Origin of the sequence: Rhizobium acaciae, assembly GCF_025941625.1 — a bacterium.
GTDB classification, from domain to species: domain Bacteria; phylum Pseudomonadota; class Alphaproteobacteria; order Rhizobiales; family Rhizobiaceae; genus Rhizobium; species Rhizobium acaciae.
In genome coordinates this window covers 92637-107851 of record NZ_JAPCZO010000007.1, presented here as the reverse complement: position 1 = coordinate 107851, position 15215 = coordinate 92637, and the positions used below count along the sequence as shown (strand labels likewise).

Genomic DNA, 15215 nt, shown 5'->3' with positions numbered 1-15215 from the left:
GCGATCCTACCTGGAGATCAGGCAGCTTCCGCCCACCGCGCGATACTGTTCGCAGAGTGCTGCGGCCTCATCCTTGGAACCGGCCGGAATGCGGACACGGTAGAAGGTGCCCTTGCCGGCGATATCGGCCCTGCGGATCTCATGGCTGCGACCGCCAAGCACGCTGGCGAATTTCTTCGACAGGTTGGCATAGGATTTGGTCGCCTCGTCTTCCGAAGGCAGCGAGGCGATCTGGATGCCGTAGCCGCCGGCGGATGCGGCCTGCTGCGGCTTTGCGGCGACTGGTGCTGCGGCCGCGACCTCCGTCGCCTTCGGCTGCTGGGCAGGCGGGCGGACATTGCCCTTCTCGGTCACGGTGCCGACAACGTTGACGGGCTGATCGACCGGACGGGCGGTCGGAATCGGAGCGGTATCGGCAACCGCCGCGGTCTTGACCGGGCGCACGGGCGGAGCGACCGGAGCGGGATTTGCGGCCTGCGCGTCGGCACTGCCGGCGAGCGGCGGCTGTACCGGCGCGGTTTCGAAGGGGGCTGCAGAACGCCCATCGGCGGAAGCAACCTCGGCACTTGCCGGGAAGCTTGCGGCCGTTCCGCCGACGGGAGGTACAGGCGGGGTCGATTGCGCGGACGAGGTCGACGGAGCCGTCAACGCCGGCTGCGCCGGCGGCATCGGCTGGGCAGCGGGCGTCACCTGGGCAGACTGTGTCGCCTGGGCAGACTGTGTCGGCTCGTCGACGGGCGCCGGTTCCTCGCGGGCGACCAACGTACCGTCAGGCTTGACGATCATCGTGCGGACCTTGCGCGGCGAAACGGACGGCGTCTTGTCAGTGTCGGTTGCCGAAGCGTTGTTGGCGCTGTCCTGGGTTGGCAGCAGACGCGGATCCTCCGTCTCACCGACCGCAGTCGGCGTGACCTGATCGTCGACGCTGGCGTTCTCGTCGTCCTCGGGCAGCGCTTCGGGTGTCAGCGTGCGCTGGACCACATCGACGGGCGCCTCATCAGAAGAAACGAGCGCCTTCTGCTTCGGCTCTTCGGCAGAACCCGCAACGCGGTCGTAGACGGCCTTATCCTGGTTCGGCACGGTCTTGCCGCCAGGATTTTCCGGAACGACCTTGACCGGCTCCTTGTCGGCGGTGATCACACGCGGCTCGCCGGATGCGACAATGCCGAGCCCCTCGCCGTTCCAGACGGAGGAATAGACGCCATAACCGACGCCGGCAAAGACCACGAGCACGACGGCCCCGGCAAGAAGCTGGCGCATCGACCGAGCGCGGCTGAAATCAGCGGCCTGGCTTGCCGATTCGATGCGAACCTCGGAGGTCTCGCGGCGCTCGACCGGCTCGCGCACGCTGCGGCGAAAATCTTCCTCCAGCGCCCGTTCGAAATCATCGAGGCCATCGGCAATGGTGGGCTTGACCGGCTGTGCAGCGGCGGCGGCCGTATCCCGGACCGGCGTCGGCGTTTGCCGCGGTTTGGCCGGTTCAAAGAAGCTGGCGATCTCGGCGTCGAGATCGAAATCGAAATCCGCAGATTTCGCGACCGGCGCGGGCTGCTCGACCGGCGGCAGCGCCGGCACGTGCATGTCGTCGACGGCCTCGGGACGATCCTCCGGATCGGAGATCATCGCCGGATCGAATGGCAGGTCTTCGGTCGATTCGGAGACAGGCGTCCAGTTGAAAGCCGGAGCCGGAGCTTGAGCCTGCGGCTCGGGAACGAAGGCCGGAGCGGACCGCGCAGGAGCGGCAGCAGCCTGCTCAAAAGCAGGAGCCGGCGGCTCAGGAGCAAAAACCGGAGCGGGCCGAGGAGCGACGGCAGCGGCCTGCTGGGGAACAGGGGCTGGCGGCTCAGGTTGGGGTGCGGGCTCGGAAGGCTCAGAGAAATCGAGATCGGTGAGTTCCAGCTCGATGCCGGCAAGATCCAGCTCGAAATCATGGCCGGCGAAGGGGTCGTCGGCTTCCGATACCGGCTGCGGCGTCGGCGAATATGCCGCGGCGGCAGGCTGAGGCGTAACGACACTAGCAAGCTGCGGCGCGATCGGTCTTGCGGCTTCGGCCGTATAGACCGGAGCCGGCTCGACCGGGGCAGACCGGACGGGTGCTACGGCGAGCGATGCGGGCGCGATCACCTTGGGCTCGACCGGTGCGGCGGCGACGGGAGCGGCCGGAACGGGCGCTGCCTCGATCGATGCGGGTTGCTGCGAGACGGGCGCCGGATTGGCACGTTGCGGCACCGGATAACGCGAGACGTCGGCGAGCAGATCGTCGAGATCGAATGTGCCGGCGGTGTGCGGAACATCGGGGACGACCTCGGTCAGCGCGGCATCGGCCTGGATCTCGCCTTCGACGGCGGCGGCGATGAGATCGAAACCGGCGTCGGACCCGAAGTCCTCCAGCTCTTCCTCGACTTCGACGAATTCTTCGGTCGCGGCGGTCTCTTCCGGCGCGATCACCTCATCATGGCGATCGAGTTCGGCGGGAAAGCCAAGTGACGGAGAAGCAGATTCGAATTCCTCGGAAGGCTCGACAGCGGCGACAAGCGGCGAAGGCTCGATGACAGGTTGAGGCTCGACCACAGGAAGATCGACGGATGGTGCTTCAGCAACCGGTGCGGCGACAGCTTCGGCCACAGGCTCCGGCAAAACAACCGGTTCCTCGCGCCTCGGCGCATGGAAATTGGCAAGCGGCAGCCTGATGCTGGCAGCCGACCATTGCGGCGCCTTGGTGGGCTGCGCCAGCGAAGAGACCGGTGCTGCGCCGATCGACAGCTCAAGCTCCTCAATCAGGTCGCGCGCACCGCCGAAGGCTGATTGCACCGACGCATCGGACTCGGGAGAAAGCTGCTCCGCCCAGTCGACGGCAGATGCGTCCTCATTCCCTGCGGCGGGCAAAGCTTCTTCAGCCTCAACGGGGGCGACGGAAACCGAAACCGGCTCGGGGGCCTCCGCAGGTTCGACAGCGGAAGAAGCATCAAGAACAGGCTCGACGTAATCTTCAGGCGCGAGGTCGTCAGAGATCGGTTCGGCGGGCCGGTCGAGCTCTGCAAGCGGACGTGGCGAATCGTAGCGATCGAACTCGCGCCCAAGCTCGTCCTCGAGATCGAGGGCAGGCTCGCGGCGTGCGGTCTCCGTCACCGTATTCGCTGCAACACGCGGCTCGAAGCCGACGATCCGGGCCAGTTCAGCCAACGGATCATCGTCGGCAAACAGATCGTTTTTTCCGCGCGTATCATACGCAAGTTGTTTATCAGCCATGCCTATTCCCACTCGCAAACGCCAACGCTCAAATGCCAGCGCATTGTGGGGAAATGGTGACGTTATCGCATTTCGTCCGGTGCGGCAGTGCCTGTAATGGCAAGTCCCGACTTCAAAACCGACGCGACGGCGTACACCAGCCCAAGTCTGGCAATACTTGATTCTCGGTTTTTATCATTAACAAATCGTAATTCCGGCTGATCTTTACCTTTGTTCCAGTGCGCGTGGAAGGAACTGGCGAGGTCGTAGAGGTAAAAAGCGATACGATGCGGCTCCTGCGACTGGGCCGCCGCCTCGACAATGCGCGGGAATTCAGCAAGCTTGGCGACAAGCTGCAATTCGGCCGGATCGCCAATGCCTGCAACGGTTTTCGCCAGTTTCTCGTGGGAGACGTCGAGGTCGGGAAAAGCCTCCCTCGCCTGCCGGAAGACCGACATGCAGCGAGCATGCGCATACTGCACATAAAAAACAGGATTATCTTTCGACTGTTCGGTCACTTTGGCGAAATCGAAGTCGAGCGGCTCGGAATTCTTGCGGTAAAGCATCATAAACCGGACCGAATCACGGCCGACTTCTTCGACGACGTCCCGAAGCGTGACGAAATCGCCCGAGCGTTTCGACATCTTCACCGGCTCGCCGTTGCGATAGAGCTTGACGAGCTGGCAGAGCAGTACCGTCAGCTTCGCCTTACCATCCGAAACGCCGCGTGCAACCGCTTCCAGGCGCTTGACGTAGCCGCCGTGGTCGGCGCCGAGCACATAGATCATCTCGTCGAAACCGCGGTCGAACTTGTTCTTGAAGTAAGCGACGTCGGCGGCGAAATAGGTATAGGAGCCGTCCGACTTGATCAGCGGCCGGTCGATATCGTCGCCCACCTCGGTCGAACGGAATAATGTCTGTTCGCGATCTTCCCAGTCCTCGGGAAGCTGGCCCTTCGGCGGCGGCAGCGTGCCCTTGTAGACATAGCCCTTGAAGGTCAGGTCGTTGATCGCCGTGCGGATCGCGGCCGCACCATTGGCATGCAGGGTGCGTTCGGAGAAGAAGACGTCGTGATGGACGTTCAGCGCCGCCAGATCCTCACGGATCATCACCATCATCGCATCGATGGTGCGATCCTTGACGATCGGCATCCATTGGTCTTCCGGCATGTTGTGCAGCCGCACGCCGTAATCGGTGGCAAGCGACTGGCCGACCGGCACGAGATAGTCGCCGGGATAGAGACCCGAGGGGATTTCGCCGATCTTTTCGCCGAGCGCTTCGCGATAGCGCAGGAAGACGGAACGGGCGAGCACGTCGATCTGCGAGCCGGCATCGTTGATGTAATATTCCTTCTCGACGCCGTAACCGGCAAAAGCGAGAAGGTTGGCGAGCGCGTCGCCGACGACGGCGCCCCGGCAATGGCCGACATGCATTGGGCCGGTCGGATTGGCCGAGACATATTCGACATTGACCTTCTTGCCCGCGCCGAGCGCCGAGCGGCCGTAATCGGTGCCGGCGCCGATCATCGAGGCGAGCAGCCGCTGCCAGTAGCCGACGGCGAGACGGATGTTGATGAAGCCCGGCCCCGCGACCGAGACATCGGCGACGTCGGAATCTTCCTTGAGCTTGGCGATGATGACGTCGGCCAGCGCGCGCGGGTTGGTTCCGAGCGGTTTTGCCAGCACCATTGCGGCATTAGTCGCAACATCGCCATGGCTCGCGTCACGCGGCGGCTCGACGGTGATGCGGCCGAAATCGAGCTCGGAACGCTTTTCCCTGACCAGATCGATCTGTTCAAGGGCGGTTTTGATCCTGGCTTCGAAGTCGGTAAAAAGGTTCATCGCACTCTTCCATGCATAGGCTGTGCCAAAGGCTCAAATCGGCCCTCGGCGTGGGCGACCGCTGCCTATCGCAAATCCGGAGTGTGGTCAAACAACCGCCTGTGGGCGCTGAGGGCATATGTGTCGGTCATGCCGGCGAGATAATCGCCGACATGACGGGCCTTCGGCGCATCGGACAGGCCGGCGATATGATCGACCCAGTAATGGCTCTGCATCTCCTTGGGATTGGCCATGTAGGCGGCAAAGAGATCGGTGACGATCTGGGCGGCACCGGCACGGATGCGCATGATATCGGGATTGCGGTAGATGCGTTTGAAGAGCATGGCCTTGATCTGTCTGTCGGTCTCGGCCATCCCCTCGGAAAAGGTGGCGATAACCCGGTCGGCAGCGCGGATGTCGGCCGCATTCTCAGGGCGGAGGAGCGACAGGCGCTGCTGCGCCACGCCAATCACGTCTTCGACCATGCGGGTAATCTGGCGGCGCATGATCTCATGGGTGAAGCGGCTCGGTTCCAGATGCGGATATCGCGCCCTCACCTCGGCCATCAGCCCGGCAAGAAACGGGATTTCCTCCAGCATGTCGAAAGTCAGGTAGCCGGAGCGCAGGCCATCGTCGATATCGTGGGTATTATAGGCGATGTCGTCGGCGATCGCCGCGACCTGGGCCTCAAGACTGGCATAGGTTGCAAGCTCGAGATCGTGCAGCTCGCAATAATCGAGGATCGGCTGCGGAACGGGACCGCGGGTGCCGACTCCATCAGTCGTCAGAAGCGGGCCATTGTGCTTGACGAGACCTTCGAGGCTTTCCCAGGTCAGGTTGATGCCGTCGAATTCGGCATAACGCCTCTCCAGTTTGGTCACGATGCGCAGCGATTGGGCATTGTGATCGAAGCCACCGTAGGGCAGCAGCACCTCGTGCAGAGCGTCCTCGCCGGTATGACCGAACGGCGTATGGCCGAAATCGTGCACGAGCGCCACGCCCTCGGCCAGATCCTCGTCGAGCTTCAGGGCGCGGGCAAGCGCGCGGGCGATCTGCGCCACCTCGATCGTGTGCGTCAGCCGGGTGCGGTAATGATCGCCGTCCTGGGCGATGAAGACCTGGGTCTTGTGCTTCAGCCGGCGGAAGGCGGTGGTGTGGACGATGCGGTCGCGGTCGCGCTGGAAATCGGAGCGCGTCGGGCTTCCGTCCTCCTGATAGAGCCGCCCGCGCGTCGTCCAGGGGTCGGCCGCATAAACCGCCCTCTCACTGCTGCCGAAACCCAAAGCACGCGTATCGATCGTCATTCTTCACCGTCATCCTGCATGTTGCCGCATCTGCCCATTGACGCCGCCTAACGCTCTTCATACCTATAGCCCGATGAAACGGCAAAGAGGCGCTTTCTTAACCGCTTCGGCGCATCATCGCCTTTTCGCAGATATCATGGTAAGTTTCTTTGATATCAGGCATTTGAACATTCAAGTGCCAAAACCCATTCTCTCCGGATCTTGACCCCGGCAGGAGGAAACATGACGGATACGAGTGTAACCCTTTCAGATGCCGCGGCAAAGCGCATCGCCGCGATCGTCGGCGCCGAAGCCGGCAAGAGCGCCTTGCGCGTTTCTGTCGAAGGCGGCGGCTGTTCGGGCTTTTCCTACAAGTTCGATCTTGCCGACAGCGCTGACGACGACGACATCATCGTCGAAAAGAACGATGCCAAGGTGCTGATCGATAGCCTTTCCCTCGTCTATATGGCGGGCTCGGAAATCGATTTCGTCGACAATCTGCTTGGCCAATCCTTCCAGATCAAGAACCCGAACGCGGTGGCAAGCTGCGGCTGCGGCACCAGTTTCTCGATCTGAACGTCTAAACGCACATACTCCCCATCAAACCGGCCGAAGAATTCCTTCCGGCCGGTTTATCGTCTTGTCCGGCGGCGAAAGACCGCGATAAAAGAAGCACACTGAAGCGCGCCGGATCGACACTGATTCATGCGGTGCGCTTTAGCTCTTTGTTTTTATGCCCGTCGCCTCCCAGACCCGCTGCACTCTTCTGGGCGACATGCATAATACGGAACGGGACAGAGCCATGAAGATCGCGACCTGGAACATCAACGGCGTCAAGGCGCGCATCGACAATCTCACGCAATGGCTGAAGGATTCCGATCCGGATATCGTCTGCCTGCAGGAGATCAAGACGGTCGACGAAGGTTTTCCGCGGCTGGAGATCGAGGCGCTCGGCTATCATGTCGAGACGCACGGCCAGAAGGGCTTCAATGGCGTTGCGATCCTTTCCAAGAGTTCACCTTTCGAAGTGAACCGCGGTCTGCCCGGCGATCCGCTGGACGAACAGGCGCGTTTCCTCGAAGCGGCGTTCACCCTGTCCGACTCGAGAATCCTGCGCGTCTGCTGCATCTACCTGCCCAACGGCAATCCCGTCGAAACGGAGAAATATCCCTACAAGCTCGCCTGGATGGAGCGCCTGCAGAGGTTCGCCGCCGAACGGCTGGCCTATGAGGAGATGCTGATCCTTGCCGGCGATTACAACGTCATCCCGGAACCGCACGACTGCTTCGATCCCAAGGTCTGGGAAAACGATGCACTGTTTCTGCCGCAGACACGGGCGGCGTTCCGCAGACTAGAAAATCTCGGCCTGACGGATGCGGTGCGCGCCACGACGGATGCGACACAGTTCTATTCCTTCTGGGATTATCAGGCCGGTGCCTGGCCGAAGAACAACGGCATACGCATCGACCATCTGCTGCTGTCGCCGGAAGCAACCGACCGGATGACGTCGGCTGCGATCGAAAAACATGTGCGGGCCTGGGAAAAGCCGTCCGACCACGTGCCTGTCATCGCCTATTTCGATTTCGCGGGCTGAGGCTTTCCGCCTGCCGCTTCACGCCTCGGAATAGACGTGGGTGCTTAGTCGTCGGAGCCGCTCGCGATGGTGTGCGACAGCGATACCGCTGTGCGGCGGTCGACCTCGTTGGCAACAGAGAAGGCCTGCTCCTGCAGTGCTTCCATCCAGCCGCAGTCCTTAGGCTTGCAGCGGTCGAGTGCTGCCGTCATCAGCGCCAGACCGCGAGCCGTCTGGCCTTCGTCGAACAGAATATTGCCGAAGACCGCCATGGCGCCGGGATGGCCGCTCTTGCGGGCCTGGTTCAGCCATTTCTTCGCCTGCTGCGGGCTGGCTTTGCCGCCCTCGCCGGCCAGCATCATCTGCGCCAGCTGGAACTGCGCCTCGGGAACGCCAAAGGTAGAGGCCACCTGAAAATAAAGCTGGCGCGCCTGGCTGAGGTCGATCCTGACCGGACTGCCGGCAATGCCGTGCTTGTAATAACTGGCGAGCGAAAGCAGCGCGTTGACGAAGAAGCCGGTATCTTCCGAGCCGGGTTCGACGCCCTGCTGGGCGATCTCGCTGTAGATCTTGAAGGCTTCGAAATCGTCCTGCGTGACACCGTCGCCATCAGCATACATATTGGCGAGCGCCCAGCGCGAGCCGGTGTGGCCCTTTTCGGCAGCGTATTTATAGGCTTCGACCGCCTCTTCCTTCTGGCCGTTCTTATAGGCCTTGAAGCCGAACTTGAAGAGATCGAAGGGTCCGGATTCCTTGCTGACGCCACCTTTGATGTCGAATGCGCGGCATGGACCGGACAGCGCCAGCGCTACGGCTATCGACATGCCCATCAGCATGAATTTGAACAGTTTGAACTCGGACGTCACCATTTCAACCGATTTCTTTCGTTCATCCCAGGCAGGCGGCAACGGCGCTCATACCGTGCATCCCGCGGATGTATTTCTTCGAGGCGAGCGATCCCGCGGCGAGCTCCATGGCTCCTTTACCCGCGTCGCATCCAGCCCACTGGCATTTTCTCAAAGGCGATATTCTCAGCCCATCCTTCAGAACCACCCGGCTCCCGGCATGGCTCGACTGCAATCTCCGTGGCACTCTTTCGGCAGGTGCGGCATCCGCCTTCCCGCCTCTACCGCATTCGTAAACAGTAAATGTGACGAAACCGGTATCGACCTTTCCGGCAAAGCAGGGCTGCTCATCCGAGCGGGTCGAAAATAACGATAATGCATTAATCGACGACCTCATCGCGAGGCCGGATCGGCGGCCGAAACAGCCTTGTTCGGAAAGCGAAACGACCGCAATCAAACGATTGTCGCCAATCGCGCCGTACGACCTGATGTTACCGGAAAAAAATCGACCCATACTACTATTTACACGCACCGTATGCCTGCCATCACCTCGCCCGCAAATATCGCTGCGCCCTCTTTGTGGCGGGAAATGGACAAATTCGTCCCACCACCACCATACGCCAAACGTCGTAAAAATGTGTTGCTGAATCGTCACAAAACGGGATCGGGAAATGGCATGATTAACGGGCGCGAATAAAGAAGAGCCCGGCAGTGCCGGGCTCCTCAATTCTTCAAATGTGAGAATTAGAACTTGATCTTTAGGCTCGTCGACAGTGCAGCGACCAGATCGTTGTCAAAGGAGTACGAAACATCGTCTCCAAACGTGACACCATTCTGGGTCACGACGCCCGACGAACCGCTCGTCAAAACGCCCACGGCACCGGCAACGCGCCATTCGATATGTTCGGTCGGCGTGAAGGCTGCACCGAGCCCCAGCGTCCAGCTATCGGTTTGCGCACCATAGCCCTGGCTGGTGCCGCGATCCCAGGTGAGGCTGACTGCACCTGCCCACTGTTCATTGAATTTGTGGCCAACACCACCGGTGATCGTCCAACCGTCCTGGTAAAGAAGGTCGAGCGAGGTCAGCTCCGTCGCACCGCCGGAGGTGCAGGCGACCAAGCCCTTGGTCGATTTTGGGCAGAAAGGCACGGACTGCAGGACACTCCAGTTTGTCCACTTTACCGATCCGAAGGCAAGCCAATCCGGAGCGATACCGCTTTGCAACTTAAGCTCAAGCGAATCCGGCGCTTCGGCAGAGCCGAAGACATCCGTGACCCTTCCATAAGGAGCGCCATTCAGCGGTGCAAATGGTGCAGTCACCTGCGTCAGATCCACCGTACCGGTCAGATTGTCGTATTTTACGCGGCTGTTGTAGACGAGGCTCGCCCGCATTGCATATTCCGGAATCTCGTAGGCGAGACCGGCGCGCCAGCCCCAGCCACTATCTTCGAGATCGAGGCGGCCGACGCCGTTGCCGGTACCGACCAGAAGCGGAACGGTTGAAACCAGACGTTCCTTGAAGCCTTCGACTTCCTGATAGAAAGCGCCGCCGATGAAGCGAAGCTGCCCAGGGCCGACATCAAAACGATAGGAGCAGGTGCCACCATAGTTGCGGGTTTTGATCTCTGTCTCAATGTTATTGTTGGCACCGGCCCAGTTCAGACCGGGGTCGGTATGCCCGCCGAATGGCTCTGAATAGTCGACCAGGCAGTCGATTGCATCGCCAAAACCAGCCTTAAAGCCAATATAAGGAATGGTGTAATTTGAGGTATCGTCAGCGGTGTTTGGACGGCTGTTCAGATTGCCACCGCCTGGAGATGTCGACGTATCCGTGTCACGGACGTCCTTCAGCTTGCGCTGCGGCGTGACATAGGTAACGCCCGATTGAAATGAGAAAGGCGACGTATCGAACAGCTGATCGATGTTATAGCCGCCACGCTCCAGACCGCCAGCGAAGGACGGCGATGCAAGCGACGAAAAAAGAACGAGCGACGTCACGCCCTTGGAAAACCTACGCGATGCCATTGTGTCTCCCCCACTACAGCAGTTGATGTGACGACACAGTGTAAGTGTTCGCCGGAAATGGCAACGCGCCCCACGGCAGCGCCTCTGACCATTGCGACTGTCAATTTACGTAAAGAAATTGACGGACACGTCAAAAAACCTGGTTAATAAAATTTTATTCCAGGCCTATCGAATTTCAGGTGGGCTTTTGGGTTTTCATTCCAAACATTGCAGAAGCTGTATCAATCCGACAACAGTGGCAGTTTTCGCCCACTGGATGCCCATTCAGCCACAATCCACAGGCTCCGCGCCTGAAACCAGCCGTTTTCATGGCCGAATCGCATGCGCCAGAACGACAAAAAGACGCGCCGGCAGAGGCGCGTCTTTGAAATAACTTACCAAAATGGGTCGGTGAAACTTACCCGGCTTCGCTCACCCTGGAAAGAGCGATCCTCAAGCTTGCGATCTGACCCTTCAGTTCCTCGAGGCGATCACGCTCGGCCTCGACCACTTCGGGATTGGCGTTGGCGACGAACTTCTCGTTGGAGAGCTTGCCGTCGATGCGGGAGATCTCGCCCTCCATCTTGGCAATCGCTTTTTCCAGACGAGCCTTTTCGGCGGACAGGTCGATCAGCTTGCCGAGCGGCAGGCAGATGGTGGCCTCGGCGACGACGATCTGAGCGGCACCCTTGGGCGCATCGTCAGCCAGCGATATCGCCTCGACGCGCGCAAGGCGCTTGATGGCGGCGTCGTGGCGGAACAGCCGTTCACGCGTCAGGTTGTTGGCCTTGACGACGACGAGCGGAGCTGTCGCCGATGGCGGCACATTCATTTCAGCGCGCACCGAGCGGATGCCGGAGACGAGGTCGATCAGCCAGTTGATCTCGTCGGCGGCCCCATCATCGGCGTAGGACGGCGCCGGCCAATCGGCGAGGCAGACCAATGTGTCGCGCTCTTTGCCTTCGCCTGCGGTGTGGGCCCAAAGCTCTTCGGTCATGAAGGGCATGAAGGGATGCAGCAGCTTGTAGATCTCTTCGAGAATATAAGCGCTGCAGGCCTGGGCTTCGGCCTTGGCGCCCTCGTCCTCACCATTGAAGACCGGCTTCAACAGTTCGAGATACCAGTCGCAGACCTCGTTCCAGACGAAGCGGTAGAGCGCGCCGGCAGCATCGTTGAAGCGGAAGGCTTCGAGTGCTTCCGTAACGTCACGTTCCGTACGGGCAAGTTCCGTCAGGATCCAGCGGTTGATGGTGAGCTCGGCCGCCTCCGGCACGAAATGCGGGTCGCTCTTCGCACCGTTCATCTCGGCGAAACGCGTGGCGTTCCAGAGCTTGGTGCCGAAATTGCGGTAGCCGGCGATGCGGGCCGGATCGAGCTTCACGTCGCGGCCCTGCGCTGCCATGATCGCCAGGGTGAACCGCAGCGCGTCGGCGCCGTATTCGTCGATCAGTTCCAAGGGATCGATGACGTTGCCCTTTGACTTCGACATCTTCTGCCCATTCTTGTCGCGCACCAGCGCGTGGACATAGACGGTCTGGAAGGGCTCGACGGGTTCGCCGTCCTCATCCTTCATGAAGTGCAAGCCCATCATCATCATGCGGGCAACCCAGAAGAAGATGATATCGAAGCCGGTGACCAGAACGTTGGTCGGGTAATAACGCGCCAGTTCCGGTGTCTGCTCCGGCCAGCCGAGCGTCGAGAAGGGCCAGAGTGCCGAGGAGAACCAGGTGTCGAGCACGTCCTCGTCACGCGTCAGGATCTCGCCCGGCTTGAAGTTTTCAAGCAGGTCCTCGACATAGGCCTTCATCGGCCCCTCGTGCGAAAGGTAATGCTGGATCGCCGCCTGCAGCGCCTCTTCCTCGGTCTTTTCGACGAAGACCTGGCCGTCCGGGCCGTACCAGGCGGGGATCTGGTGACCCCACCAGAGCTGACGGGAGATACACCAGGGCTGGATGTTTTCCATCCATTCGTAATAGGTCTTGTCCCAGCTCTTCGGCACCATCCTGGTGCGACCTTCGCGGACCGAGGCGATCGCCGGTTCGGCGAGCGTCTTCGCATCCACATACCACTGTTCGGTCAGCCGCGGTTCGATCGGCACGCCGCCGCGGTCGCCGTGCGGGACCATGTGCTTGTGCGGCTCGATCTTGTCGACGAGGCCCGCCTCTTCGAAAATCTCGACGATGATCTTGCGCGCATAGAAGCGGTCCTGGCCTTCCAGGCGGTCCCAGGCGCCGTGCAGCGCCGCCGGATGGTCGAGACCTTCAAGAAAGTCCTCATTGTCCTTGATGGTGATCGTGCCGTCGCCGTTCATAATATTGATGACGCGAAGACCTGCGCGCTTGCCGACGTCGAAGTCGTTGAAATCGTGCGCGGGCGTTATCTTCACCGCGCCGGTGCCGGCAGCCGGATCGGCATAATCGTCAGCAACGATCGGAATTCTGCGGCCAACGATCGGCAGAATGACATGCTTGCCGACAATGCCCTGATAGCGTTCGTCCTTCGGATTGACGGCAACACCGGTATCGCCCAGCATGGTCTCCGGTCGTGTCGTTGCGACGACCACATAATCGCGCGTCTCGAATTCGGTCGGCTTGCCTTCCTCATCGAATGCAATCGGGTATTGGTAGGTTACGCCCTTTTCCAGCGGATAGCGCAGGTGCCAGAGATTGCCCTTGACCTCGTGCTGCTCGACTTCGATATCGGAAATCGCCGTCAGCAGCTTCGGATCCCAATTGACCAGACGCTTGTCCTTGTAGATCAGCCCTTCCTTGTAGAGCGTGACGAAAACCTCGAGCACGGCCTTTGAGAGGCCTTCGTCCATGGTGAAACGCTCACGCGACCAGTCGCATGACGCCCCCAGGCGCTTCAGCTGGTTGAAGATCAGGCCGCCCGATTCCGCCTTCCACTCCCAAATCTTGTCGATGAAGGCTTCGCGGCCCATGTCGCGGCGGCCCGGCAGCTGCTGTTCCATCAGCTTGCGCTCGACGACCATCTGCGTGGCGATGCCGGCGTGGTCCATGCCCGGCTGCCAGAGCACGTCCTTGCCGCGCATGCGCTCGAAGCGCACCAGTATGTCCTGCAGGGTGTTGTTCAGCGCATGGCCCATGTGCAGAGAACCGGTGACATTCGGCGGCGGGATCACGATGGTGAAGGTCTCGGCCCCGGCTTTGGCGTTCGCGCCGGCGCGGAAAGCGTCCGCCTCATCCCATATCGCGGCGATTTTCGGTTCGACGGCAGCGGAATCATAGGTCTTGTCGAGCATTTTCTGACCAATTTCGAGGTTCGAGGATGGCCGTTTGTAAATAGGATGGTCACGGCCAAGTCAATAAAAAAGCCGCCCCGGAGACCGGAGCGGCTTTTCAGGAAAAAGCAATCCGATCAGCGGCGCGGGCCGCGCGCCACGCGCTCGATTTCCTCGCGCACCAACCGCTCGACCAGTGTCGGCAGATTATCATCGAGCCATTCGCGCAGCATCGGGCGCAGCATGTCCTCGGCAATCTCGTCCAGCGAGCGGCGCTCGGCACCGTCGATTGCAGCGGCGAGCTCCTCGAAGGAGCGGCTGATCTGCAGGCCGGCATCCTCCGAAAGCAGCGTCGGCTGGACCTCGTCCATAACGCTCGGCAGGAAACGCTCGGTCGACGACTGAGTGGGTTCCATAGCCGGCAGCGCTGTTTCGACGGCAGGCGCAGGCTCGGCGACGGCAACCCTTTGCGTTTCCGTGAACACCGGCTCAGCCGGATGCTGGATCGCAACATGCTGGATGGACGCTGCGGCATCCGGGAAAACAGGCTGTGGCGGCTGGGGTTGCGGTGCCGCGGCGCGCGGCGGTTCCGGCATTACGGCCGGCTGCGGTTCGGGCTGACGGAAGCCGCTCGGAATTTCACGCAGGGCCTGACCGGCCTGCACGGCGCTGCGCTCGGATGCGGCGCGCACTCGGGCGGCGACATCGGCAAGCGACAGAGCGCGGGCCGGAACTTCTGCTTCGGGGGCGGTGCCGGCCGAATTGGCGGCGACGAAACGCGGATCGGAGGAGCGCAGGACCGGTTCGGGAAATTCCACGCCGGCATAGGTATCGTCGACCGTCAGGTGGATTTCGGAGCCGTTGTCATCCTCATCGGCGCCGTAGACCGGCGGCAGGGATGCGGAAATCGCCTTGCCGGCGCCGGGCTCATTGCTTTCGATGATCTGGCGGATGGAGGCCAGAATTTCTTCCATGGACGGTTCACGCGCTACACTTGGCTGAGCCATTTCTATCCCCGTTATCCCAAAACAACGACCGGATGGTGTGGAGCATTCATCCGAATCACCACGACCTTAGAATACCCCAAGCGTGAAAAAAATCATCGCGAATCAAATGAATGCGGCCATGCACAGTTTTGTTACCTGATGTTTGCCAGCCGCAAAGCGCGTCGCGATTTTGCGGCGGAAACATCTCATGAAACCGAAGTTGAAGCGCATAACA

10 protein-coding genes are annotated in these 15215 nt (G+C 60.9%); 2 read left to right on the top strand and 8 right to left on the bottom strand.

The features are described 5' to 3' along the window. Positions 1-6 precede the first annotated feature (6 nt). The 3 genes from OLZ32_RS13125 to OLZ32_RS13115 form a co-directional block, all read right to left on the bottom strand. A complete protein-coding gene (locus OLZ32_RS13125; protein ID WP_264421247.1) occupies positions 7-3249 on the bottom strand; it encodes an SPOR domain-containing protein in 3243 nt (1080 codons plus the stop codon). Between the two features lie 62 nt (positions 3250-3311). Then, on the bottom strand, positions 3312-5069 hold the full coding sequence (gene argS, locus OLZ32_RS13120) for an arginine--tRNA ligase (protein ID WP_003538960.1): 1758 nt from the start codon (positions 5067-5069) through the stop codon (positions 3312-3314). A gap of 65 nt (positions 5070-5134) precedes the next feature. Then, entirely contained in the window at positions 5135-6352 is a 1218-nt protein-coding gene (locus OLZ32_RS13115; RefSeq protein ID WP_003538959.1) for a deoxyguanosinetriphosphate triphosphohydrolase, read from the bottom strand. 222 nt (positions 6353-6574) lie between these two features. Here OLZ32_RS13115 and erpA point away from each other — a divergent pair, with 222 nt between their 5' ends. Together erpA and xth are read left to right on the top strand one after the other, a co-directional pair. After that, positions 6575-6907 carry an iron-sulfur cluster insertion protein ErpA gene (gene erpA / locus OLZ32_RS13110; RefSeq protein WP_003538958.1) on the top strand — a complete coding sequence of 111 codons (333 nt, stop codon included), beginning with the start codon at positions 6575-6577 and terminating at the stop codon, positions 6905-6907. Positions 6908-7133: 226 nt separating this feature from the next. Then, entirely contained in the window at positions 7134-7925 is a 792-nt protein-coding gene (xth, locus tag OLZ32_RS13105) for an exodeoxyribonuclease III (RefSeq protein ID WP_017991194.1), read from the top strand. A gap of 44 nt (positions 7926-7969) precedes the next feature. On the opposite strand, the gene exoR is transcribed toward xth, so the two are convergent. The 5 genes from exoR to OLZ32_RS13080 form a co-directional block, all read right to left on the bottom strand. Then, positions 7970-8773, bottom strand: a complete 804-nt coding sequence (exoR, locus tag OLZ32_RS13100) for an exopolysaccharide production regulator ExoR (protein WP_017991193.1) — start codon at positions 8771-8773, stop codon at positions 7970-7972. Positions 8774-8792: 19 nt separating this feature from the next. Beyond that, entirely contained in the window at positions 8793-9404 is a 612-nt protein-coding gene (locus OLZ32_RS13095) for a hypothetical protein (RefSeq protein ID WP_264395682.1), read from the bottom strand. An 89-nt stretch (positions 9405-9493) separates the two neighbouring features. Beyond that, positions 9494-10774, bottom strand: coding sequence for an OmpP1/FadL family transporter (locus tag OLZ32_RS13090; protein WP_003538954.1), 1281 nt, complete (start codon positions 10772-10774; stop codon positions 9494-9496). Positions 10775-11171: 397 nt separating this feature from the next. Then, positions 11172-14015, bottom strand: a complete 2844-nt coding sequence (locus OLZ32_RS13085) for a valine--tRNA ligase (protein WP_264421245.1) — start codon at positions 14013-14015, stop codon at positions 11172-11174. Between the two features lie 116 nt (positions 14016-14131). Further along, positions 14132-15001: a PopZ family protein gene (locus OLZ32_RS13080; protein ID WP_017991191.1), complete on the bottom strand. Its 870-nt coding sequence runs from the start codon at positions 14999-15001 to the stop codon at positions 14132-14134. Between the last annotated feature and the right edge of the window lie 214 nt (positions 15002-15215).

Coding starts and splice junctions, on each gene's coding strand:
- OLZ32_RS13080 (WP_017991191.1), bottom strand. CDS start 15,001: ATGGCTCAGCCAAGTGTAGCGCGTGAACCGTCCATGGAAGAAATTCTG.
- exoR (WP_017991193.1), bottom strand. CDS start 8,773: ATGGTGACGTCCGAGTTCAAACTGTTCAAATTCATGCTGATGGGCATG.
- argS (WP_003538960.1), bottom strand. CDS start 5,069: ATGAACCTTTTTACCGACTTCGAAGCCAGGATCAAAACCGCCCTTGAA.
- erpA (WP_003538958.1), top strand. CDS start 6,575: ATGACGGATACGAGTGTAACCCTTTCAGATGCCGCGGCAAAGCGCATC.
- OLZ32_RS13115 (WP_003538959.1), bottom strand. CDS start 6,352: ATGACGATCGATACGCGTGCTTTGGGTTTCGGCAGCAGTGAGAGGGCG.
- OLZ32_RS13085 (WP_264421245.1), bottom strand. CDS start 14,015: ATGCTCGACAAGACCTATGATTCCGCTGCCGTCGAACCGAAAATCGCC.
- xth (WP_017991194.1), top strand. CDS start 7,134: ATGAAGATCGCGACCTGGAACATCAACGGCGTCAAGGCGCGCATCGAC.
- OLZ32_RS13090 (WP_003538954.1), bottom strand. CDS start 10,774: ATGGCATCGCGTAGGTTTTCCAAGGGCGTGACGTCGCTCGTTCTTTTT.
- OLZ32_RS13125 (WP_264421247.1), bottom strand. CDS start 3,249: ATGGCTGATAAACAACTTGCGTATGATACGCGCGGAAAAAACGATCTG.